Here is a 22,189-nt window from a genome sequence, read left to right on the forward strand (position 1 = left end):
GAGCCGAATCCGAACCACCCGAGACGAACACCACCTACCAGGCCATCGTGAATGCCTTCAACCAGCACCCCGACCAGGCATTCCGGGCACGCGAGTGCACGAACTCCTCGGCATGCCCACCGACGAGGCGTCCGTCAACATCACCCGCAGCCGCCTCGGACGCCTCACCCGCCAAGGCTTCCTCAGCCAACCCGGACGAGGCCGCTACCAGAAACGGACTTAACGTCCACTGAGGCGTCATCGAAGTCGAAGTCCTCACCCATGTCGGTCGGCTCGCGGTCCGAGCTGGGCGGCGACGCGCCCCGAGTCATGGCGGGCCTGCGCAACACCACCATCGCCCTCGCCGACCTCGTCGGCTGACGCAGCCTCGCCGCCGCCGTCGATCACCACAGATCACACCCCGACCACGTACTCGACCTGATCGAGCCCGCGACTGAGAGCCCTCAAGTCCTGGGCCGGCGGCTGGTCGGTAATTCCATGTAGTTGGCCTACTGAATGGTGATCGGCTAATCTCCGGCCCGACGCGGTGGGGGGATTCCACGCGTTGCCGCAGAGATTGCGGCCATTTCGGACTTTTGAGGTTGAGTTGAGACTTCGGCACGCAATTCTGACTGCCTCCCTGATCGCGTCCCCGCTCGCGCTGTCCCTACCGGCCCAGGCGGCGGGGCAGGACAAGGAGCACTCCGTCGCGATCGACGGCTTCGCCTCGGTGGAGGCCGGCGGTGGATGGTCCGAGGGCACCGTGACGGTCAAGAACGACGCGGACGCGCCCTACAGCGGCCAGCACCTCGTGCTGTACTTCGGCTACGAGATGCTCGGCGTGGACCAGGTCGCCGCCGAGTACGCGGACGGCACCTCCGGTGCCTGGCAGCCGGTGAAGCTGGTGGACCAGGACCTCGGTGCCAAGCCCGCCGGCCACCAGGGTGTCGCGACCGACCTGACCGGCGCCGGGATCGACGTCCAGCCGCACGCCTCGCGCACGTTCAAGCTGCGGTTCAAGCTGGTGCAGTCCACTCACGAGGGCCCGTACCAGGACGTCGAGCTCCAGGCCTTCCTGGCGTCCGCCATGGGCACGAACGGCCAGGCCAAGGACTTCACAGCCCGGGCCTTCGGGAAGGGTGTGAAGACCACGGGCCTCACCACGGCCGTCACCGGCCTGCCCAAGGACGTCCCGGCCGACGGGAAGCCGCACGCCTTCCAGGTCTCGATCAAGACCGCCAACGGCTTCGACTGGCACCTCACCAAGGCGGCGTTCTTCCTCTGGGCCGGCCAGAAGTACGGCTCGATGGAGGGCCCGGCCGCCTGTGACGCCCAGGTGGACGTCCAGGACCCGAAGGACGGCAGCTGGCACAAGGTCGGCATGAAGGCCGGGGGCATCGAGGGGCAGGATGTCGACCTGACCAAGTGGGCCACCGGCCCGGTGGACAACCGGGTGCTCAACGCCCGCGTCACGCTCGGGAGGAACTTCAAGACCGCCAAGGACGCCTCGCTGAACTTCGGCTACTTCCCGGGTGCCGATGAGACGCTGTTCTGGGTCCAGCAGCCGATCGCCGCCACCCCGGTCGACGGCGCCCCCGAGTGCCGAGGCCAGAACACCCCGGCGCCCGCCCCGACCACCACCACCACCGCGCCCGCGGTCGTCCCGGTCACCGCGCCCACCACCACCGCGGCGGCGGCCAAGCCGACCGCCGCCGCCCACAGCGGCGCCGAGCTCGCCGAAACCGGCGCCAACGGAGTCGGCCTGACCGCCGGCATCGCCGGCGCCCTCCTCACCGCCGGCGGCGCCGCCGTCGTGCTGACCCGCCGTCGTACCCGCAGCAACTGAGTCGGCCAGCCGCTTCCCGAGGTCGTCGGCCTCGGGAAGCGGCTCCCGTCCGCTTTCCCGACGTCGTTGGTGAAGTCCCTGCAAAGGGGGATCACTCGGCCCGTTGACATCTGTTCGGTAAGGCGGAGCGGGCCGCGCCGCCACCGATCACTACAGGTCACGCCGACCACGCACTCGACCTGATCAAGCCCGGCGACTGAGAACGCTCAAGCCCCGGGTGCCGTGGCTCCCCCACACCGCCTGACCCTCAGCCTGTAACCCCGGGACTCGCGGCGTGCACAATTGCGCTGCGGGCCCCGGGTGTTGTCGCGCTACCGCCGCTAGCCGCCCGCAGGAGGCCGGACGAGGAGCAGACCCGCGCTGTAGGCGCGGGCCCGGCCGACGCCGGTGGCGCGGGCGTCGACGAAGGCGTGCGGGTCGGTGACGGTGCGGGCGCCCTTGATCTCCGCACGGCCGATCTTGGTGTCCTGGTGTTTGGCGGCCAGGCCGAGCTTGGGCAGCATCCGGATCGCCAGGGTGTCCAGGTCGACGTCGGCGCCGATGCGGCGCACGCCGCCCGGACCGACGCGGTCGGCGCCGCCGGGCTGGAGCCGGACGACGAACCAGTCCTTGACGTAGCGGGGGGGTGGTATTGGAGAGCCGCTTGCGGACCAGGGTTCCGTCCGCGGACACGGTCTGGCGGTCCGGGTCGGGTTCACGACGATCCGGAAGCCGTACCTGGCGCCGGTGCACACCGTGGTGTCGACCTGGAGACGGGCGATCTCGTCGGCGAGCACCGCGCGGAGGATGGACGACCAGTCGGGCTGGAGGCGGGACTGGACGATCAGCACCAGGCTGTTGTTCTTCAGGTCCAGCGTCCAGGTGTTGAGGATGCCCATCTGGGCGCGTGGGCCCGCCTCGCCGGGCTCGGTCCAGCCGTGGAAACCGGACATGACCAGCCGGTTCATGATCCCCCGACCGGTACCAGCCCTGGCAACCCGGACAGGTATGTCCACGCCCCCTACGCCCTGGCCGCCACCCACCGCCTACTCGACGACCTGTTCCGGCAACAGACCGCCGGCACCGGACGCCCCCGCGTCTACTACAGCTACGACCAGGGCGGCCTTCGCGAGGCGAGGCCGACTCCACGTGCTACCGAGTCCGGGACGCCCGCCGCGCCCAGCAGCGAAACCAGCTGCTGAACACCGTCCCGATCCCGCACAGCTGGTTCAGACACCTCCCGCCCGTCGAAGGAATGGGAGACCCCAGCACCGTCCGCGTCAACCGACGGCGCGTCATCGTCCTGTCCCCCGGCGGCGAATGCCTCAGCGGACCCGTCGGGCGACCGCTCTACAGCCCGACCAGGGGATCGCACCTCGTCCACCGGCGATGAGGCGATACGCTGCCCGTTCCTACTCCCGGTGGACGCCGGGATGGGCCGGAGGTTCCGAGCTCTGAACCGATACTCCCCGCGCCAGCGGGGGTCAGCCGGCCTCAAAGCGGGCCTGGATCGAGGTGTTCCATTCCTCTGCGCACCCACGGGGTCAGCCCGCCGCTCTCCCCCCGACACCGGGTGCTGTCCGCTGAGGCTCTGGCGTCAAGACTTCCCCCTTCCCAAACCGGAGCGCCCCCACCTGGATGGATGAATCCAAGGGATCCGGGAGGGCCGCAACGAGGTTGACTGCGTCTGCTCAGTGTCTGCTCGGTTCAGGCGCCGCCGGTAGTAGGAGATCGTGACGACCACGAGCAGTGGCCCCATAGCAGCAGTGGTGCGTAACAGGCGTCCATCACGACGAGCGCCGGCCCGGTCGGGGCTCCCTGGAGCCCTCCGAAGCCGCCCGCCCGGGGGATCGTCAATAGCATCACAACGGCCGCGCCGAGCAACGCCGGATTCACCGCCGCCAGCGGCGCGACACGCCTGCCTCCGATCAGCGGGATCCAGCCCGGCACCACCTCGCCCCAGGGCTTGACCAGCCCAAGTGTGAGTAACGTGAGCCCTTCGGTACCCAAGCTCATCGCGATGCACATGGCGCTGAACCAGCCTGGGATGTCCAATCCCGTGGTGTTGAATCCCACCGGTATGCCGACCCCATCGCGATCCGCCAGATCCCGGACGGCACAGCAGTGAGTGCCGCAATGTGCGCGACTCGGACCACCCAACGGGCAGGGGGCTGACTCTCGAAGACGACGGCGGCTGTCGGTGTCCCAAACGTGACCATGGCCCCATGCTGTCTCGCAGCCCGCCTTGCCGAATCATGCACAAGGTCCAACTCGACTCCCCCGCACGGGGGATGGAGACCTCAGACCTCGCCAGGACAGGCGCCGGCACCCGACTGCCCCCACGCCGACCAAGCCCAAGGGATCGCCTGCGGATATGGCACGAGGGTGTCCGATGTCGGTGTGTGAAGACAGAATCGGACACCCTCGCACCGGCACCCTGCGTCAGGACCGACGACCAGCTGAAGGCTTCGCCACATCTGGCTCCGTGGCGCCCGGCGGTCGGGATCGCGCCCAAGCTCAGTGACACCGAGCCGGTCACCCTCGCAGTGATGTCCGCGCTGCTCGGTTACACCTCGGAGTGGCGGGGGCTCAGCCCGGTGAACGGAGCTACCCAGGACGGCTCCGACGCCGTGATCACACCAGCCCTACCAAGATCATGGCAGCCGGCGGCTCCACCCTGGTCTCCCGGACCACGCTCCGGATGGCGACGGCTGCTCCGAGGCCGCCCACACCCCGACCGCGCCGCCTCATTCGCTATGGACGGGTTGGGGCTCTTGCCCGAGTATCCATTCATGGCTCAGGACGAGGAAGCTGACAAGACGACGTCAGATGTGGTGACCTTCCTCCGCGCAAGGCTGCAAGACGACTGGAACCACGCCCGTGACGCCATGATGGGCAGCGGGCAGTGGCGGGCCGAGCGAACGGTCGTTGTCCTGGACACCGGCGCCGAGATCGCAGATGTCTTCCTCGGTCCTGCAGATCACATCGCGCGCTTCGACCCGGCGCGTGTCCTTGCGGAGGTGGCAGCCAAGCGGGCGATCGTGGACGCCTACGAAGGCCGGCAAGAGGTGGCGCCCCTGCCGACCCTCCAGAACGGACTGGACACTGCCGTCCACCTGCTTGCGTCGGTCTATGCCGACCACGTCGACTATCGCGAAGAGTGGCGGCCCTGACGACTGGCGCTTCTCAGCCTGCGAGCGCGCGGCTGTCAGGCAGGGCCTGGCGGACGGAGTCACTCCCAGGTCCGCCGCCGCCATCACTCAAGTGACGCCCGCGGCCGTTACGGGACGGCTCTTAGGCAGACCGGCGATGCTTCCCACGCCCTTGATCTTCTTGGCAGGCCGAGAAACTTCGGCGCCATGGGGCCTGAGGTCACCTTGCCGATTCGCGTCGGTCAGTCATCGGCATGGACGAGGTTTATTGCCTGTCTATGAGGTCTTTTGTATTCAAAGCCCGAGGCGTGAATCGAGGTGGGACCGCAGAATCGTGATCCCGGCTTCGAGCTCAACTCAGACTTGGGCAGGACTCAGCACGCACTGTGCAACGAACCCCAGAACGGGCAGGTCTACCGCGCCGACGAGGCGCGGCAGCTGATGCGGTCCTATCCCCCGGTCCAGCCGTTGCGATACTCGAAGCCGGTCTCCGTGGTGCCGTGGAACGCCAACGCCTCACGGCCTATGCCAAGGGCGCCGAGCAGGATGTCGAGCGCTGCTTCCACGTTGTCCGACGAGCGGCTCACCCAGACGGCCGTGTACGGGGAATGCCCGCCTTCGAACTCACTCAGGGCGAAGTCCGTCCTCTTGATGCGGAACATGGCAACGTTCACGTAGCCAAGGTCCTCCCAGGTCCGTTCGACGCTCAGGCGCAGTCGCGCGGCGAGCACGTCCAGCGGTGGTTGAAGCCCCGCGACGATGTGGAAGGAGCTGGCGGCGAACTCCCATGCGCTCTGCTGGAACGCGGGGTTGTGCTTGCCGCCCTGGTACTCCGGGGCCGTCTCCCAGTCCGGCTCAGGTCCTGGTACATCGACGTCTCCTGCCACATCGGCCTCCCCCGGGCATCAGCACTGTGACTGGTACTCGTCTCGGCCGAAGGCCTCGGCTCGGCAAGCACCGTCAGGAGCATTGCTGGTTCGAACGCCAGCGGTCAAGGCGCATCGGACCAATGCCGACTCCCCCGCCTCGAGTGGTCCTGTCATGGGTTCAGGGGAGGTCAGGCGGCACCTCGTGGCCCCTCTCCCGTCCACGTTCGGTCCCAGTCGCCGGCGCAGGAATTTTCCGCGGAAAATCGGTGAGCTGCGAGGCGGAGGTTGCCCACGCCACCGGCCGTTGTCCGATCTGGTGCCTAGAGTGCGCAGGTGTGAAATCACCTGAAGAGCTGGACACGATCGACTGGCCGTCGCTGAGGCACGCCTACGGGAGCGCCGACGACGTCCCGGGCTGGATACGGGACCTGTACTCGGGCGACCCCGAGCAGGCACACAAGGCCATGTACGAGTTCTTCGGCCGGGTGCTGCACCAGGGGGTCGGTGTCGTCGGCTGCGGTGGCGGCCATCCCCTTCCTCGCGCACGCCGCGGTGCACGGCGTCCACGAGCGCGCGAGCGTGCTCGCGGCGCTGGCCGGTACCGGGGGTCCCGAGGCTGAGCCGGAGTTCGAGGACGAGGTACAGGGGTGCATGCGGGTGGCTGCGGAGGTGGCCGGGCTACTGCACCTGCTGCGCGACGATCCGCAGATACGCCGGAACATGGTGCGCATCGCCCGTCGGGCGACCGGTGCGACCGTGCCGGCGGCGCTGCGCGAGCTGACCGCTTGTTTCGAGTCCGACCCCTCCGCCGCCGTGCGGGCGGAGGCGCTGACCGTCCTGACCCGGCTCGACCCCGACGCGCGAGCAGTCGACGGCCGTCTGCGCTCGGCGCTCACGGATCCGGTACCAGCCGTCCGCGCAGCCGCCGCCGTCGACCTGTTGGAGCGGGCAAAGGCGCCATACCCGGCCGATGTGGTCGCCGTGCTGACCGAGGCCGGCGGGGACCCCGAGTTCTCCGTCAGCAGCGGTGAGTTCGCTCCCGGGATCGGGACCGTGGACTGCCGCCCGTGGGAGCTGGCCGAGGACGCCGACGCCCTCACGGCCGTGGCCCGCGGCTGGATCGCCCAGGGCGACCACCAGATCCGCGGTTCGCGCCGGGCCCAGCGGCTCTCCGAACTCTGGCGCGACCGCGAGAACGAGACCATCGGCCTGCTCACCGCCGCCCTGGCGCACGATCACGCCCCCTGGGACCTGTTCGGCCTCCTCGATGCCATCGCCACATGGCTGCCGGGCGTCTCCCACCCCGACCCGGCACTCGGAGACCGCCTCCTCCCCCACGCACCCACCAACAAACGGGCCCAGGAACTCCTCGGCCACCTCGGCGACCAGCGCCTGCTCACCGACATCCCCGCCCCCTGTCCGAGGGCACTGGCCGCCCTCGCCGCCCACACCCAGCGCCCCGACCACCAGCGGCTCGCCCTGCGCCACCCCGACGGCCGCGGCCTGGACGAGCTCTACCCGGCCCTGTCCCCCGAGGCCGCCCGTGCCCACCTGCCCGACCTCATCCACCTACTGCGCCGCCGCCCCACGCCGACGCCCCACGCCGACGCTCCTGCACCGCTTCGGCGACTGGGCCGTCCACGACACCGAAATCCTCGACGCCCTGGAGGCCCTCGTGCAGACGACCGCCGCCGACGACACCCTCGCCATAGCCGCGGCCGTGACCGCCACCCGCCTTGGCGCCGACCCACACCCGGCCCTGCGACTGCTGGAACACCACCTCACGAACACGGGACGGCACCTGGAGGAGGCTGCCCGTCTGGGCCCGGCGGCCGCACCACTGCTGCCGCTGATCGAACGCCACCTCGACAACGGCAACAGCCGCTACCGGCTACACGCCGCCGAGGCCCACTTCAACATCACCGACGACCCGTCCGTCACGGCCCCGGTCCTGACCGCGCTCCTCGACCCCATGGGACCCGTGGGCGTGAACACCCTCCAGACACTGCGACGAATCGGGCCACCCCACCCGCCGCACCTGCAACCGCGACTGCTGCACTGGGCGACCAGCGAACGCCGCCTGATGAGCGAGGACACCATCTGGATTCACGGCCGGCGTCAGCACCTGGACAACCAGCTCCGCGAGACGGCGCACCGGATGCTCACCTGACGGCCGCACCGAAGGGAGCGGAAGGACGAGTCGAGTACACATCCCCACGCGGCGCCCGGACGACTACTCATGCGGCAGCCGTCCGGCCCCGGGCACGATACGGACCCATGGAGAACGGTTCTCAGCACCCCAGTCAGCGCCACAAGGCAGCCATTCTGCTCACCGGCCTGGCGCTGTCGGCCACGGTGGTGCTGGGCGGGGTGACGCTCAGCGCGGTGACGCTCAGCGGGGCCTTCGAGAGGGAGTCGTTCCCGGTGGCCGATCCGGCCGCCACCGCCGAACATCTCAACGCCCGGGCACTGGCCGCCTACGACGCCGTCGGCCTGCCGCAGGCCCCGGTACTCGACCTGCGGCACAGCCGGAGGCATCGAGGCCGACGTCTACGACTGCCACAGGCGGGGACTCGGAAACGTCCTCGACAACCTGTCCGACAACCCGCCCAACGAGCCCCGCACCGCCGCGATCGACGCGGGCTACACCGTTACCGGACTCCCCCAACCGCAGGCGGTGGACGCGGCACAGCGAGCACGCCGAGCCCTGATCGGACAGGGCTGGAAGGTCGCCTCCTACGAGGAGTTCGACGGCCTCCGGCTGAAGCGCAAGCCGCCGAACATCGGCCCAGGCTCCGTCTCCGGCACCGTCCTCGTCGCGTACTACGACGGGAGCGGCCTCCTCGAAGTCAGCGCGTTCACGGAGTGCCTCCGCTACCTCGGTGACACCCCCGTCGACTCCGAAGGGAAGCCGCAACACCTGCCCGCCCTCTCCCTGCCGGCGCAGGTCCGCCGACCGTGACCTCCGGGTGCCTTGACAGCGGGTCCGGTCCAGGCATCAGAGCCAGGAATTTTCCGCGGAAAATCCGGTCCAACAAACCAGCTGCCTGCGAGCACGGGGCCGGCGGACGAAGCGACGCCTCGAAGACCGACACCGCTACAGCTGCCGGGGCCGCAGAATCTTCCGCAGAAAATCGATGGGGCTCAGCCACCTCTGGCACAGCGGGCGGTCGGCCCTTGAGCGCGTCGCTCGGCATGCACTGACCATGGCGGTGGCAGTCCGGCACCACGCAAGCCTGCACGCCCGGTGCCGGTGCCGGCGTCGGCGTCGGCACCGGCGTCGGATCACTCATGGCATTCGACCGTTGATGCTGCGAGAAGCCTCAATGTCGTCTTCACTGGGCCAGCGCCCTTCGATGTGCAGCTGAATGAGCGCGGCGTGGGAGAGCGGGCTGGCGGGGTCGGTGACGTCGCCGTTGGTGGTGTAGTCCAAGAACACGATGTCGTCCTTGTTCCTGAGCAGCTCGACCAGGTCGGCGACCCGGTGCTCGAGGATCCAGCGGTAGGCCGGCAGGTAGATCCGACGCCGAGCCGTTTCATAGGGCAGCAGCCGGTCACCGTCCAAACCGGTCCGATGGCCTCGGACGGGGCCGTACCGACGGACCGTCCGCTTCAGCCCTTTCATCGTGGTGACCCCGAGCTTCGCGGGGTCGACGTCGGAGTCCTGGAAGGCCTTGAGGGCTTGCCAGATCCCTTCCACGGACTGGCTGGTCACTCCGTCGCCGTAGGGGACCGGGATGCCGCCGTGCGGGTAGAACGGGCTCAACCGCACCCACGGTTCCGATGCCTTGGAGGTCACGTCGATGATCTCGGCGCCGGGGAACGCGGCGGTCAGTGACGCCGTCGTGCGGCGACGGCTGGCGATACGGATCGGCATCTGAAGGCCCCCTGGTTTGATGACAGCAGCCATCGAGCATCCCCGATGCCACTGACATCCACCCGCGCGTGGAACCGGGCAGCGCTGACGAGCAGTCGGCGTACGCGTTCCTGTGGCCGTCGTCGGTCGTCGGCAGAGAGGAAGCAACCAACTCATCGGGGCCACGGCACCGCCGATGGAGTGGGTACGGGACGTGGAGTTGAGTACGGGTACTCATGAAGCGGTCTGACCTCGCCGTCCACGATACGAACCATGGGGAATGGCTTTCGGCGACTCGGCGACGTGGTCGGGGACGCAGGGCGGCGCGGTGGGCGGCCCGCTCCCGCGAGACGCCAGGCAACATCCAGCTGAAGCTCACTCCCCCGAGCATCGGCCCCGGCGGCGTCTCCGACGAAGTCTTCGTCGACTTCTTCGACCCGAGCGGCTTCTTCACCGTCGAGGCGCACCCGGAGTGTGCCCACTACCTGGACGACATGCCCGTGGACATCGCGGGGAGGCCGAAGCACCTGGCGTATCCCTCGGTACCGGCCCGGGTCCGTCGGGAGTGACCGCGATCCACTCGGAGGATTTTCCGCAGAAAATTTCGGAGACTGCCGGAGACGGTCCCTACTGCCGGTGGCTGTCCTGTGGCGATGTCGGTGGGGGCGAGCGGACAGGGTCCGGGCCATCGGCAGCCTGCCGGCGTCGGGCTGGCAGGCCTATCACCCCGACCGGCCTCGGCTTCCCCGGCTCCGATTTTCCGCGGAAAATCCTGGCCCGACGGAAGCCCCCGACGGAAGCCGCCGACGGAAGCCGCCGACGAAAGCCGCCGGCGAAAGCCGCCGGCGAAAGCCGCCGGCGAAAGCGGGTGTCCGACGGCGAGACGGCAGGGCTGTGAAGGGCCCGTGGCACTGAGCCGTCTGCGGATCAGGGAACCACGGAATTTTCTGCGGAAAATCCGGAGCCCGCCGGCGGGGCCCAGCGTATGCGGTCTGCCAGGGTCAGCGGTGCAACACGTCCCCCGCCGCCAGGCCGCTCCGATGATCCCGAATCAGGACATGCCCCGTCCCCGGAGACACGGAGCAGTCCGGGTCGTGCAGGTTCAGCTCTGCGAGGTCCATGGGGAATAGGAAGTCGGTCCCGACATGCGCCGGGTCGAGGGTGGCGCTCACGCGCAGACCGCTACCGCAGTCCGACGGCCGGAACTCCTCGATGTCGGCCAGCGGTCGAAGTCCTGCCAGGCGTTGCCTGGCTCCCTGTCCCCCGCACCACCGCTCGACGGTCACCTCGGCTGACAACGCCGCCGCCGCACACAGGGACCACCACTCGTCTCCCAGCAAGGCAGTGGCCCATCCCCTGGGAACGGGCAGACGCGGGCGCTCCCATGCGTGGGGCTGGTTCACGGTGACGGTGGTCCCCCTGTCACCGGTGACCTCCAGTCGGGCCTGCAGCGCATGGGCCGAGGCGACGGACGCCGGCGGATGAAGCAGATCCTTCCCGATGGCCGACAGGAGGTGAGCCGCCAAGTTCTGGTCCCCCCGGTCGGCCCCGAAGAACATCCTCGGAGGTCTCCGGACCGGCGCGCCGAAGTCGGGTAGCTCGATCGTGATGTTCTCGTACGAGTGTTCCGCCACGCCCCCCGACGCTACCGGCATGACCGGCCGGTCGAACCGGGAACCGCGTGATGGCCCGGACCCCGGGCACCACTCCACGGTCGGGCCCGGGGTACACCGGACGCGTTCCCTCTCCTCCGCCTCCTCCGCTTCGACGGCCTGGACACCGTCAAGGCCGAGCGTCCGAGGCTGCGGAATTTTCCGCGGAAAATCGTCCGACCTCATCCTCGGAACAGTTTCGGCAGTCGGCAGGGGCGAGCAGCGAGGAGGCGCCCCGGCCGAGTACACCGCCGAGCGTGGCGCGGAGCACGCCGCTGCCCTGACGACGAAGACATCACGGGGAAACCCACTGGGCCTGTGGTCGACGGGCCGGTACCGTACGGGGACGATCCGGGGGGGGACCTGATGCGGCCGGTGCTGCTGGTGGACGTGGACGGACCGTTGAATCCGTCCGCGACGAAGCCGTACCGGCGTCCCGAGGGCTATGAGACGCGCCGGCTGATGACACCGCGGTGGGAGGCGGCCGAACGCCGCCGACTCAATGCCTGGGGCCTTCCGCACAAGTCGGCGAAGCCACTGCGGGTCTGGCTCAACCCGACTCACGGATCGGCGCTCGCCGCCCTGCCGTTCGACCTGGTGTGGGCGACGACGTGGGAGGAGGAGGCCAACACCTTCCTCGCACCCCTCCTTGGGCTGCCCGCCTTGCCGGTCATCGTTTGGCCCGACCCGCGTCCCCAGCCCGACGGCGGCGTGTTCTGGAAGACGCCGAAGGTCGTCGCCTGGGCGCGGGGCCGTCCGTTCGCCTGGGTCGGCGACCGGATCACGGACGCGGATCGCGCCTGGGTCCAGGCCCACCACCACGGTCCGACGCTCCTCCATCACGTCGATCCGAAGACCGGACTGACGGCGAACGACTTCGTGGTGCTGACGGACTGGGCGAGACGGATGGGCTGACAGGCCGTTCCCGCCCGCAGAGCAACCGGATCGTCTTCCGGCACGGCGACCGTCTCACGACGGGCCGCACGGCGACGGCCTCGAAAGGTGGTCCGATGGGTTTCCCGGAATGGCTCGACATCTACCAGGAGGCGTGGTTCGACGACTCCACGCCGGCGGGCCGGGTGTGCCCGGATTGCGGACGGGCCGACCTCCACCTGGTCTTCACCCTGCCGAGGTCGTCCTCCGGGAGCGTCATGGCCGCACTCTGGTGCGGTGCGTGCCTGCGTGGGATCCATCTCGGGAACTGTCCCCGACCCGAGACCAGGAAGATCTGGAACTGGGACGACGCGCAACGCGAGAGGCCAGTGCCCAACTACACACTGATCCCGCCCGAGTAGCCCCCGTCGCCGGTTTCCGCGCACAACCCCGCCTCGCCCCACCGGGGCATCCGACCGCGGCCGGACCGGCTCTAGAAGGGTCCTGAAGATCTTGCTGGCGGAGGGGCTGTCCCGGTTGGGGACAGCCCCTCCTGCGCTATGTGGTTGCGGGGGTGATGGTCCAGGTGTGGCCGGTGTGGGTGTGGCCGAGGTTGATGAGGCGGCGGAGGTTGAGGGCTGCGGCGCGGTTGTGGAGCCAGGTGTTGTTCTTCAGGACGCCTCGGTAGGGGACTCTGCGGTTGCCTCTGGCGGTGAGCCAGGCCATGGCGCGTTCGACGGGTGGGCGCCAGCGCCGGTACTCGGCTTACCAGTTGGGGTCGGCCGCCTGCTGTCGGGCGGCTTTGAGGCGGTCGTAGTGGGCGTGGACGTGGAAGGCGCGGCCGGTCTTGGAGCGGGTGCACCGCTCGCGCAGGGGGCGGTGGGTGCAGAGCTTCTTGAACTGGGCGGTGCGGGCGCCGTTGGAGTCGGGCCGGCCGAGGGCCTTGGTGTGGCCGGCGGGGCAGGTCACCTCGCCTTTGGCGGTGTCGACGTGGAAGTCGTCGGCGGTGAAGCCGCCGGGGACGGCGGGTTTCAGTGGCGGGGGCTTGATGGCGAGGGTGTGGCCGTCGGTTTCGAGGGCTTCGCGCAGGTCGCCGGTGCCGTAGGCGGTGTCACCGAGGACGGTCAGGTCCTCGGTCTCGTCGGCGAGGAGGACCTCGGCGGCGGCTGCCTCGTGGTTCTCCTGACCGCTGCCGCGGGTGAGTTCGACCTCGGTGAGCAGGCCGGTCTCGGGTTCGAAAGCGCCATGGGCGCGGAAGCCGTCCTGGTGGCGGGTCCGGTTCTTGTGGATGTGGCGGGCCTCGGCATCGACGGTGGAGACCACGCGGTCGTGGACGGTGCCGCGGGCGATGCGCCAGCGCCCGTCGCGCCCGTCGGAGCCGTCGGCGACCTCCACGTCCTGGCCGGCGACCAGGGCCAGCAGCCCGACCGCGTCGGCGGCCTTCTCGTCCAGCTGCCGCTCGGGCAGGCGGCCGAGCAGGTTGAGCGCGTCGGTGACCAGGGCGTCCACGAGTGCGGCGCGGGCGACTTCGTCGTTCCAGGCGATGCGTGGCTTGCCGGGGTCGGCGTAGTCGTGGGCGGTGCACCAGGTGGCGGCGGTCTTCTCGCCGCCGGGCACGTCCCGGATCACCCGGCGGATCGCGGCGACGAGCTGGGTGACGGTGTCCTGGGTGGCCACCGCGTCGTCCAGCACGGTGGAGTCCAGGGCCCGGCGGTGCTTGCCCTTGAGGACGCCGGTGGCCGCGACGACCTCCTTGACCTTGGTGACCAGCCGGTTCGGGTCCGCCGAGCGTTGCAGGCGTCGGCGGAAGTAGGCCAGCAGCGACGGGTCGAACGCGGTGTCGTTGCGGCCGAGCCCGCAGGCGGCCTTCCACCGCAGATCGCAGCGCAGCTCCTGGACCGTGTCGAAGTCCGACAAGCCGTGCAGGCACTGCAGCACGATCGTGGCGGCCAGGACCTGCGGCGGCATGCTCGGCCGCCCGTTCCGCGACGGGTACATGTCCGCGAACATCGAGCCCGGGAACAGCGCCTCCCGGTGCTCGGCCAGAAACGCGAACACGCTCCCCACCGGGATCAGCTCCCGGCAGGTCTCCCACACGTCCGGCCCGACCAGTTCCCCAACCCATTCCCCCTGCACACACAGCAGTCTGGCCTCACACCGCTCGGCGCGAGGCCAGAACCCCTGATTTTCAGTGAACTTCTAGTCGGAGTTCTCCCAGACCAGTACACCGGGGCCGTCGGGAGTGACGATGGGGATCCAGGCCTCGGCCGCCTCCGAGAGCCGGGACTCATCGAGGATCAGGGACATCGGGTAGAGGTCGTCGTGGCGACCGGAGCGGTACATGCCCAAGGAGTCGACGGCTGCCCGCAGCCGGTCGAGTACCTCGGCCGACCACTCCCGGCCCTGGTAGCCGTGCCCCTTCAGCTCACCGACGAAGATCGCCTTCATGTCCTCGTCCAGGTCCGTGCCGTGGAGCGGGACCAGGTAGCCCTCCTGCTCGTACTGCGCGCAGGAGTAGCCGCCGCACTGGCTCTGGTAGACGACCCCTGTGGGTGCTGCCACGATGACGAACATCCACCCGCCGCCGCACCCGTCCGGGTCGAGGTAGACGGACCGCTTGGTCGGGGTGTCGTGTGTCGGCGCTGTCATCGAGGGCTCTCCAGTGCGGGTCGGCGCGATGGCCCCGACGGCGAAGGCGTTCTGCCCGCATGCTGCGGGACGAGGAGTCATAGCGGCATCCAACCCGGGCGGGGCCGACCGAATCCATGGATTTTCAAGAGACCGCCCTGAGCGCGAGCTCCCCGTGGCCTCCCGAATTTTCCGCGGAAAATTCGGGAGCCGTGGCCTGTGTCGACCGGCGTTTTGATCGCTGCCCCGCTACACCGTTGTCCTCCCCGCCCCGCCCCGGGCTGTGGCTGCCCGGCGTCGCCGCCGACCCGGGCAACGGCCACGCCGTCACCACCCTCCAAACATCTCACGACGCCAGGCCGCCGATCTGAAGTCCGGGTAGCTCGTGGGGCGGTCGAACAGAGCCGGTCTTCGTGCACCGGAATCGCGGCATGGCGATGGCGCGACACTGGTACTCCTCGGCTCCCGTTGTGGACGGTCTCCCCTTGCTGGACGAGCCCGGGTTCTGGGCCGCGTATCTGGTCGACCTGTGCGAGGGCGAGCCACCGGAGGCCTTCGGCGTGGACGCCGCGGATGCCGGCGCCATGCTGGAGCGTCTGAACGACAAGTCGGCCTGGCCGATGTTCACGGTCCCCTGGAGAACGGGCTCGCGATCGTCGTGCACTACAGATCGTCGTGCACGACAACAGCGGCGAGGACCACATGAGCTCGGACTGCTTCCCGGCCCGCCCGGGCAACCCTGATGCGGTCCTGGCCGGCACGGATCAGGACCGCATCGGTCCGGGCCTGTGCCGGCCTGAGCTCACCGCGATCCTCCACGCCCCGGACGGAGCCTCCGGTGTGACCGATTCCGATGCGCGTCTGCTGCTGCTCCTACCGGTGCTCGGCGACTCCGCGGCCCCCGCCGGGGCCGTGGACGCCGTCGTCGCGGCGCTGGTCCACCATGGCGCCCCTGAGGGGTGCGAGCCGTTGGCCCGGCGCCTGCTCGGAGGCCACCCGATGTGGGGTGCGCAGCCGTGGTGGTTCGACGCGGATGAAGCGGAGCTGGATCTGCGACGGTGAGCACAGCCCGCGGCAGACGACAAGCGGATCGCCTGCTCTCCCATGGACGGAGACCGACCGCCTGCGCGAGGAATCCCCGCCCACACACGCGACAGAGGTGGGGTGCGGCCCGTGATCAGGCCGCACCCCACCGTCGCGTTCGGAAGCCGTCAGGCCTTCGGGAGCGTTATCCCCAGCTCGAGCATGGCCGGCGAGGCCGGGCCGCCCTCGGAGCGCTCGGTCTTGTAGCCCTTGACGCCGGGGGCGACGGTGCGCGGGTCCACGGCCTCGGAGGGGGCGCCGGTGGTGTAGAGGCCCTCTGGGTCCTGGTCGCGGTCGTGGGGGAGGAGCCAGAAGACGCGGCGGCGGAAGGTGCCGGAGGCTCGGGAGGACTTGGCGTCCGGGCCGAGGATCGCGTAGCCGACCATACGGCCGTCACGGTGGTAGGCCGGGCGGCCGCGCCGGGTGGTGAGGCGGTCGAGCGACTGGCGGACGTAGTCGAGGTCGGTGGTGTCCTCAAGCCAGACGAGGTCGGTTTCGTGGGCGAGCTCGGCCGGGTCGATCAGCGCGCTCACGCGTTCTGCTCCTCTGTGTCGTCGGTGATCAGGCCGATGCCCGGGTAGTACTTGCGGCTGTTGGACAGGACCATCTCCTTGGGAGAGGTCATACCCAGTGTCTCGCGAACTCGTGCAGCGAACGCACGGCCGGATACGGGATTGGCCCCTTCGAAGCCGCACCAACGGGTGTAGGCGCCGAAGAGCTGGGACTGCTCGGCGCGCATGCCCTCGCCGGTGACGCAGACCTCCTTGAGGAAGCGGCCGACGTGGTCCTCCGTCTCGGCGTACGCGGTGGTGGCGGTCTGGACGGCCTGGGGGCCGGCCAGGTCCTTCTCACCGGCGAAGTAGCGGCGGGCACCGTCGATGAGCCAGGCGAGGATGCCCGGGCCCTCCTCGGCGACGAGGACGTGGGCCAGGTTGTCGATCTTGCGTTCCTCGGGGACGACCCGTTCGAACGGGATCAGGCGCATGCGCCGCCAGAAGGCGAAGCCGCCGGTGCCGACCTCGGGGCGGTGGTTGCCGAGCAGCCAGAGCTTGTGGGTGGGCTCGAAGGAGAAGAAGTCCTGGCGCATCCGGCGGGCCTTGATCTTGTCGCCGCCGGTGAGCAGCTTGACCCGGGCCTCGTCGAAGCGGTCGCCGGGCTTGAGCTCGGAGCAGACGATGATGCGGCGCCCGTGGAGCTCGGCGAGGTCGGTGGGGTGGCCGTCGAAGGTCTTGGCCATCAGGAAGCCGGGCGGGGCAGCGTCGGCGTAGTCGCCGAGCAGCTGGATCATGACGTCCAGCAGGACGGACTTGCCGTTCTTGCCCTGTCCGTAGAGGAAGGGCATGACCTGGGCACCGACGTCGCCGCTGATCGAGTACCCGAGCAGCAGGTGGAGGAAGTCGCGGGTCTGGCGGCCTTCCCGGTCGTCCCCGAAGGTGTCGGTGAGGAAGCGGTCCCAGCGCGGGGTGGGCATCCGGGCGGGGGCCAGGCTGGTGGAGCGGGAGTGGTGGTGGACCTTGGGGTCCGGCGGGACGATGGCGCCGGTGCGCAGGTCGACGACGCCGCCGGGGGTGCACAGGGCGTAGGCGTCGGCGTCCAGGAGGGCGGCGTTGAGGACCATGCCAGGGGCGGACTTGGCCTGCGCGAGCATGGCGTTCATGCCCGAGGTGGACAGGGCGCGGCGGCGGTGCCGACGCAGGTCGGTGTTGGTGTAGAGGCCTCGGGGGTCGTGGATGGCGATGCTCTCGGCCATCTCGCCGGCGGCCCACAGGACGGTGTCGTCCTCGTCGAGCTGCCAGCGGTGGGTGGCCCAGCGGTACCAGCCGATGCCGGGGACGTGGCGATAGTCGCGTCCGTAGAGGTGGACGAAGAGCTTGGCGTTGCCGCGGTCTGACAGGGAGTCCGGCAGCAGGCCGTCCGGGCTCGCCTGCGGGCCCGCCTGGGCCTGGGCGTGCTGGGGGACCTGGGCCGTCAGGAGGGGCTGGAGGGGTGCCTGCGGGGCCGCGACGGGGGCGGGGGTGTCGAGGAGGCTCTCCTGGACGGCGGTGCCGTGCCAGGGGGCCTGCGAGGGGCCGGGGACCGGCGGGTACTCCAGGATCTGCTGGGCGGCGGCCACGGGGTCGAAGACCGTCCTCTTGCGGGTGCTGTCGCTCATCCGCGGGCCTTCCCGATGTGCAGGGGCTGCCGGGCGCCGGCGGTGAGGCCGGAGCGGATGACGGCGGAGTTGTGCCGGTCCTGGGAGGGACGGGCCGTGCGGGCGGCGTCGGTGAGCAGTTGCTCGGCGGCGGCGTGCGTGAGGTGTCCGGCGGAGACGAGGCCCCCGACGGTGTAGGCGGCGCGGTTGAGCCTCCCCGTGAAGCCTGCGCCCTCAGGGGTGGTTGCGCAGTCGGTGACGTCCTGCAGAACCGTGTCCAGGACCCGTTCGGCGCCCCGCTTCCCTCCGCCCGCCGCGACGACGGCCTGGCGGGCGCGGTCGGGGACGGCCGGCTGGAGGGTGCTGGGCTGCTGGCCGGGGCGGTCCTTGAGGTGGCCGGTGCGGATGAGCTCCCCGGCGAGCCACTGGGGGAGCGGGGCCGGGATCGTGGCGCCGGGCAGGGGGGTGTAGGTGCCGTTGGCGGTGGTGGTGCCGGGGACGACGATGTAGCCGCCGTGGGCCCGGACGTCGACCTGCCAGGCGAGGGCCCGTCCGGTGGAGGAGCCGGCGGAACAGGTGAACCGGTGGTGGGCGTGGTCGCGGTACCAGATGTGCAGGCCCCCGGAGGGGGTCCTCACCCGCAGGGTACCGGTGTCCTCGGCCGGGTCGGGGGCCTTGCGCAGGGCCGCGAGCAGGGCGAGGGTGTGGTAGCCGTTCTCCAGGCCTTCGAGGTTGACGTGCTCGTGGATCGGGATGCCGGGCAGGATCCGGTCCCGGGAGGGGACGGCGCCCGGGTGGCTGTCGACGTCGATGACGACCAGGCCCGCAGGACCGCAGGCGACGCCTGCGCCGAAGCCGGGGTTGACGTGCCACCAGGCCGACAGGACGTCCTGTTCGACGGTGGCGGCGTGGAAGCCGTGGCACCAGCGACCGACGCGCGGGCAGGTGCACTCGGCGGGGGAGTGCGGTGAATCCTGGCAGGCCTGGCAGTTCGCGGGCGGGGTCTTGCGCCCGGGGGCCAGCGGATGGACCGGCCAGCCCTGAGCCGCACACCAGCGCGCGACGGTCAGCGCGTCCGGCTGACGCTCCGCTCGGTCGCTCCCCACGGCCTTCGGCGCCGTCACGCTGGTCCCTTCCCCTTGGTTCGGTAGCTGCTTCAGCTTCTTCAGTCGCTCGGTAGCTGCCCGATGTTGAGTCGCTCGTTCAGTCGCTGAGGGCAAAAAGCCAGGTCAGAGCACTGGCGAACGCCGAAGCAGCGACTGAAGCGACCGAAGTCCAGAAGATAGCTCACACAGACTAGCCGAGCCAGGACATACGGTCCCGAACTGGCCGAGTTTGCGGGCAATCTCAGCGACCGAGCCCTGCGGCAGCGACCGAGTCGCTTCGGTCGCTGTTTTCGGTCCACCGACGTTTTCGCAGGTCAGAGCCAAAAAACCCAGCAAACAGCGACTGAAGCGACTGAAGCCCGGGTCTATAACGCGCACACGCACACGGGAATGTCTTCATATACCCAACCTTGAGTCGCTTGAGTCGCTGATGGGACGAGTGTATGGGCTCTGACCTGCGGCTTTGTCCAGCGACTGAAGCTCAGCGACTGAAAGCGACTGAGTCTCTCGGGCACTGGCCCTCGGCGTGTCGCGCGTGTCGGGTCTGCCGGCAAGTCCTGGTCTCGGTCGCTTGGGTCGCTTCAGTAGCTTTGGGGCGGACTGGGGGAGTGGCGCCCCCACCGAGCACGGTGGCCTGTCGGCGTCCCTCCTGCGAGGAGTTCCCGCAGTGGGTCGCTTCGGTCGCTTGGATCGCTCAGTCGCTGAGCGATCCGTCGGTACGTGACAGGTGCCCCGCCCCGGAGCCGGTTCCGTGCCACCAGGTCAGCGACCGAAGCGACCCAAGCGACTCTGGTACGGACATGTCCCGCATCAGTCGCCGCAGCGGCCGGCTGGCAGGCCGGGGACGCCGAACACCAGGTCTTCGAACGGAATCCGCTACCGAACTGCCCGGGTATCTGGAAGACCAGACCCCGGTGCCGCCATCTCCCGCTCGGCGGGCCGCGTCGCCGTCCAATCGAACCACCGAACTCACCGCCGCACGGCGGAGAGTCGAGCGGCGGAGGATCACGACGTGTCCGTCGTCGCCGTGTACGTTCCCGCGCCAATGAAGCGGAACCTCGACATCCGCCTGCAGCGTTCGGTGTGGGACTGGAAGCCCGCCCCCCGCCGGAAAAGCCGACACGCCCGCCCCGGAGCCGGCCACGACGTGGCCCAGCTGCGGAACCTGACGCCCGACAGGTACCTGCCGTACGCGCCGAACACCTACCGTGTCCTCGCCACCCGGGCCACCCACGGCACCGGCCTCCACTCGACCGACCCCGAGACGCAGGTCTACCTGGCCTCACTGCTGCGCGCCTCCTGACACAGACCGGGCACAGGTGCGGGGCCGGATACGGGCGGGCGGGAGCGAAATTCCATGGACCCGGCGTCCAGGACGTGCCTACGCTGCCGCAGCAGGAGCCGAGCGGCGGGGAGCGCTGATGGATGTCGTGTACGTCGAGCTGGTCTGCGACGAGGAGCCCAACCGCGTCGTGCTGACCGATCCGGGTCCTCACGTCCTGGAGGTCGCCAAGGTCATCAGGCGGCGGACCGGGCTCAGCCTCTGGCACAGCAAGCTGCTCCTCGGCCAGCTGCCGGCGACCGTGGCCGAGGATGTGTCGTCGGACCTCGCCGGGGCGACGGCGGACGAGCTCCGTGCGGCGGGAGCCGCCGTCGAGGTACAGCACTGAGCTCGTCGTTCAACCGTGTTCCGGCAGCGATGGGGTCCACCGGTCAACCGTTCCGTCGCAGGGAAGCATCGGCCGGTAGGCCGGTCCGACCCGGTCACGGTCGTCGTGGTGCAGCATCGCCCGGGCGACGCAGTGGAGCCGGACGGCGCACTGGAGCTCATGCACCGGGACGACTGGAGCCGAGGATTCGCAAGGGCCAGCGGTGCCGACACCCTGACCATCGATCCCGACCGCATCGGTGAACTGTGGGCCGAGGGCACCGAATGGGACACCGGCACCACGGTCTTCCGCGCCGAACGCGCCCGCCGCCGCGACGCCGTCCCCGCCGACGGCCCATGGCAGCCGGTGTGGACCGTCATGCGTACCCTCGCCGGCGTTCACGGCGACCGGAACGTGCGCCTGGTCGTCTGGTTCGAGGAGTAGCCCTCCACATCAGTCAACCAGTGATCACGCGGGCTCTCGGAACCGAAGGATCCGCTCAGGCCCACCCCGGGCCCTCCGTCGCACCAGGGTGCTGCGCCGGACGGACACCGGCGGGCGGGCCACCGGGTCAGTCGGCGCGAAGGATCCGGGAGACGTAGATGCGCGGCGGATCGATGTCCTCGTTCACCGCGTACTCCACCAGCCCCAAGTCCCGGTTCAGTGGTGCCGAGTGCATTCCGGGCCGACCCGGTACCGGCAGGCTCAGGTGGGGAAAGGGATTCTCCCGTAGATCGACCAGGAAGGCCACGACGGCCGAGAACACGTCGGGCGAGGTGCCTGGGGCGGCGAGGAGTTCCTCGACGGCGGGGGAGAGGGTGATCGGGTCGTCCTCGTCCGAGGCCTCATACGATTCCTCGTCGTGGGCGCTCACAGGGTGCCGAGGCGTCGCAGGACGGCGGAGGCGGAGGTGCCGGGGGCGGTTCCGTTCTGGACGGCGGCGTGGATGCGGTCGCCCTCCGGGTCCTGGTAGAGCTCGGCGCGCAGCCACCAGCGGCGCAGGACGCCGCCGATCGTCTCGTCGTCGGCCTCGCCCATCTCCCGGTAGAACTCCATCCGCTGCGCCGACGGCAGGGCGGCGGCGACGGCGTCCTGGGTGCGGGCGATGGGCTGGCGGCCGTCGTGGTGGCCGTGCACGGGTGCGGCGCTCACCGTTCCTCCGGGGGCTCTCGTCGGGCGGTCCTGTACCAGTGTCCTCCCCTCGCCGGCCCGCCCGACACCCGGGGCGGCGATCGGGCGGGCCGGTGCGGTGGTGGGCGTCCTTCGGATCCGACCGGTGGAGGGGCCGAAGTCAGGGGCTGTGGATGGCGTCGTCCACCTTCCGACGAATGAGGCCGCACAGCGCGTGACATCCACCGTGTTCGTGTGCACAGCGGAAACGCCTGC

At 69.9% G+C, this 22,189-nt stretch carries 23 protein-coding genes and 3 pseudogenes; 13 read left to right on the plus strand and 13 right to left on the minus strand.

Annotated features, from left to right (window positions below; genetic code table 11):
- Positions 1–233, plus strand: a pseudogene (locus ABZW30_RS40985) (hypothetical protein); the annotation flags it as partial.
- A 353-nt stretch (positions 234–586) separates the two neighbouring features.
- Positions 587–1,825 carry a hypothetical protein gene (locus ABZW30_RS40990; RefSeq protein ID WP_355676406.1) on the plus strand — a complete coding sequence of 413 codons (1,239 nt, stop codon included), beginning with the start codon at positions 587–589 and terminating at the stop codon, positions 1,823–1,825.
- Between the two features lie 320 nt (positions 1,826–2,145).
- Here ABZW30_RS40990 and ABZW30_RS40995 read toward each other — a convergent pair whose 3' ends face one another.
- Both ABZW30_RS40995 and ABZW30_RS41000 read right to left on the minus strand, forming a co-directional pair.
- Positions 2,146–2,772 (minus strand): type I-E CRISPR-associated protein Cas6/Cse3/CasE, encoded by a 627-nt coding sequence (locus ABZW30_RS40995; RefSeq protein WP_355676407.1) that lies wholly within the window; start codon positions 2,770–2,772, stop codon positions 2,146–2,148.
- Positions 2,773–3,511: 739 nt separating this feature from the next.
- Positions 3,512–3,880: a hypothetical protein gene (locus ABZW30_RS41000; protein ID WP_355676408.1), complete on the minus strand. Its 369-nt coding sequence runs from the start codon at positions 3,878–3,880 to the stop codon at positions 3,512–3,514.
- Positions 3,881–4,206: 326 nt separating this feature from the next.
- Here ABZW30_RS41000 and ABZW30_RS41005 point away from each other — a divergent pair.
- Positions 4,207–4,395 (plus strand): annotated as a pseudogene (locus ABZW30_RS41005) (IS982 family transposase); the annotation flags it as partial.
- 201 nt (positions 4,396–4,596) lie between these two features.
- Positions 4,597–4,977, plus strand: a complete 381-nt coding sequence (locus tag ABZW30_RS41010) for a DUF6221 family protein (protein ID WP_355676432.1) — start codon at positions 4,597–4,599, stop codon at positions 4,975–4,977.
- A 428-nt stretch (positions 4,978–5,405) separates the two neighbouring features.
- On the opposite strand, the gene ABZW30_RS41015 is transcribed toward ABZW30_RS41010, so the two are convergent.
- Both ABZW30_RS41015 and ABZW30_RS41020 read right to left on the minus strand, forming a co-directional pair.
- A complete protein-coding gene (locus ABZW30_RS41015) occupies positions 5,406–5,843 on the minus strand; it encodes a hypothetical protein (RefSeq protein ID WP_355676409.1) in 438 nt (145 codons plus the stop codon).
- Positions 5,844–6,503: 660 nt separating this feature from the next.
- Entirely contained in the window at positions 6,504–7,376 is an 873-nt protein-coding gene (locus ABZW30_RS41020; protein WP_355676410.1) for a hypothetical protein, read from the minus strand.
- Here ABZW30_RS41020 and ABZW30_RS41025 point away from each other — a divergent pair.
- Both ABZW30_RS41025 and ABZW30_RS41030 read left to right on the plus strand, forming a co-directional pair.
- Positions 7,369–7,995 carry a hypothetical protein gene (locus ABZW30_RS41025; protein WP_355676411.1) on the plus strand — a complete coding sequence of 209 codons (627 nt, stop codon included), beginning with the start codon at positions 7,369–7,371 and terminating at the stop codon, positions 7,993–7,995. The genes ABZW30_RS41020 and ABZW30_RS41025 overlap by 8 nt on opposite strands.
- A 507-nt stretch (positions 7,996–8,502) precedes the next feature.
- Positions 8,503–8,787: a hypothetical protein gene (locus tag ABZW30_RS41030; RefSeq protein WP_355676412.1), complete on the plus strand. Its 285-nt coding sequence runs from the start codon at positions 8,503–8,505 to the stop codon at positions 8,785–8,787.
- A 327-nt stretch (positions 8,788–9,114) separates the two neighbouring features.
- Here the strand turns inward: ABZW30_RS41030 and ABZW30_RS41035 are convergent, their stop codons facing one another.
- The gene (locus tag ABZW30_RS41035) at positions 9,115–9,735 is read right to left on the minus strand and encodes a hypothetical protein (RefSeq protein WP_355676413.1); all 621 of its coding nucleotides are present in this window, start codon (positions 9,733–9,735) and stop codon (positions 9,115–9,117) included.
- 182 nt (positions 9,736–9,917) lie between these two features.
- On the opposite strand from ABZW30_RS41035, the gene ABZW30_RS41040 reads away from it, so the two are divergent.
- Complete coding sequence (locus ABZW30_RS41040; protein ID WP_355676414.1) at positions 9,918–10,250, plus strand: hypothetical protein; 333 nt, start codon at positions 9,918–9,920, stop codon at positions 10,248–10,250.
- Between the two features lie 432 nt (positions 10,251–10,682).
- Here the strand turns inward: ABZW30_RS41040 and ABZW30_RS41045 are convergent, their stop codons facing one another.
- The gene (locus tag ABZW30_RS41045) at positions 10,683–11,315 is read right to left on the minus strand and encodes a hypothetical protein (RefSeq protein ID WP_355676415.1); all 633 of its coding nucleotides are present in this window, start codon (positions 11,313–11,315) and stop codon (positions 10,683–10,685) included.
- 384 nt (positions 11,316–11,699) lie between these two features.
- On the opposite strand from ABZW30_RS41045, the gene ABZW30_RS41050 reads away from it, so the two are divergent.
- Together ABZW30_RS41050 and ABZW30_RS41055 are read left to right on the plus strand one after the other, a co-directional pair.
- Positions 11,700–12,248, plus strand: a complete 549-nt coding sequence (locus ABZW30_RS41050; protein WP_355676416.1) for a hypothetical protein — start codon at positions 11,700–11,702, stop codon at positions 12,246–12,248.
- A 95-nt stretch (positions 12,249–12,343) separates the two neighbouring features.
- Positions 12,344–12,628 carry a hypothetical protein gene (locus ABZW30_RS41055; RefSeq protein WP_355676417.1) on the plus strand — a complete coding sequence of 95 codons (285 nt, stop codon included), beginning with the start codon at positions 12,344–12,346 and terminating at the stop codon, positions 12,626–12,628.
- Between the two features lie 136 nt (positions 12,629–12,764).
- Here ABZW30_RS41055 and ABZW30_RS41060 read toward each other — a convergent pair.
- Together ABZW30_RS41060 and ABZW30_RS41065 are read right to left on the minus strand one after the other, a co-directional pair.
- Positions 12,765–14,318: pseudogene (locus ABZW30_RS41060) on the minus strand (IS1182 family transposase).
- A gap of 87 nt (positions 14,319–14,405) precedes the next feature.
- Positions 14,406–14,855 (minus strand): DUF6210 family protein, encoded by a 450-nt coding sequence (locus tag ABZW30_RS41065; protein WP_355676418.1) that lies wholly within the window; start codon positions 14,853–14,855, stop codon positions 14,406–14,408.
- Positions 14,856–15,509: 654 nt separating this feature from the next.
- Here ABZW30_RS41065 and ABZW30_RS41070 point away from each other — a divergent pair.
- Positions 15,510–15,896, plus strand: coding sequence for a hypothetical protein (locus ABZW30_RS41070; RefSeq protein ID WP_355676419.1), 387 nt, complete (start codon positions 15,510–15,512; stop codon positions 15,894–15,896).
- A gap of 149 nt (positions 15,897–16,045) precedes the next feature.
- On the opposite strand, the gene ABZW30_RS41075 is transcribed toward ABZW30_RS41070, so the two are convergent.
- From ABZW30_RS41075 to ABZW30_RS41085, 3 genes are read right to left on the minus strand one after another with little or no spacing between them, the layout of a single operon-like run.
- On the minus strand, positions 16,046–16,450 hold the full coding sequence (locus tag ABZW30_RS41075) for a DUF6009 family protein (RefSeq protein WP_350512420.1): 405 nt from the start codon (positions 16,448–16,450) through the stop codon (positions 16,046–16,048).
- Positions 16,447–18,069 carry a phage/plasmid primase, P4 family gene (locus tag ABZW30_RS41080; protein WP_355676420.1) on the minus strand — a complete coding sequence of 541 codons (1,623 nt, stop codon included), beginning with the start codon at positions 18,067–18,069 and terminating at the stop codon, positions 16,447–16,449. Before ABZW30_RS41080 ends, ABZW30_RS41075 begins: the two co-directional genes overlap by 4 nt.
- Positions 18,066–19,172, minus strand: coding sequence for a bifunctional DNA primase/polymerase (locus ABZW30_RS41085; RefSeq protein WP_355676421.1), 1,107 nt, complete (start codon positions 19,170–19,172; stop codon positions 18,066–18,068). The genes ABZW30_RS41080 and ABZW30_RS41085 overlap by 4 nt, the downstream gene beginning before the upstream one ends.
- A gap of 994 nt (positions 19,173–20,166) precedes the next feature.
- On the opposite strand from ABZW30_RS41085, the gene ABZW30_RS41090 reads away from it, so the two are divergent.
- From ABZW30_RS41090 to ABZW30_RS41100, 3 genes are all read left to right on the plus strand, one after another.
- Positions 20,167–20,457: a hypothetical protein gene (locus ABZW30_RS41090; protein WP_355676422.1), complete on the plus strand. Its 291-nt coding sequence runs from the start codon at positions 20,167–20,169 to the stop codon at positions 20,455–20,457.
- 118 nt (positions 20,458–20,575) lie between these two features.
- Entirely contained in the window at positions 20,576–20,824 is a 249-nt protein-coding gene (locus ABZW30_RS41095; protein ID WP_355676423.1) for a ribosomal protein L7/L12, read from the plus strand.
- 108 nt (positions 20,825–20,932) lie between these two features.
- Positions 20,933–21,247, plus strand: a complete 315-nt coding sequence (locus ABZW30_RS41100) for a hypothetical protein (protein WP_355676424.1) — start codon at positions 20,933–20,935, stop codon at positions 21,245–21,247.
- 127 nt (positions 21,248–21,374) lie between these two features.
- On the opposite strand, the gene ABZW30_RS41105 is transcribed toward ABZW30_RS41100, so the two are convergent.
- Positions 21,375–21,677: a hypothetical protein gene (locus tag ABZW30_RS41105; RefSeq protein ID WP_355676425.1), complete on the minus strand. Its 303-nt coding sequence runs from the start codon at positions 21,675–21,677 to the stop codon at positions 21,375–21,377.
- On the minus strand, positions 21,674–21,955 hold the full coding sequence (locus tag ABZW30_RS41110; protein ID WP_355676426.1) for a hypothetical protein: 282 nt from the start codon (positions 21,953–21,955) through the stop codon (positions 21,674–21,676). Before ABZW30_RS41110 ends, ABZW30_RS41105 begins: the two co-directional genes overlap by 4 nt.
- Positions 21,956–22,189: the final 234 nt, after the last annotated feature.

This window comes from Kitasatospora sp. NPDC004669, from assembly GCF_040609455.1.
Classification (GTDB): domain Bacteria; phylum Actinomycetota; class Actinomycetes; order Streptomycetales; family Streptomycetaceae; genus Kitasatospora.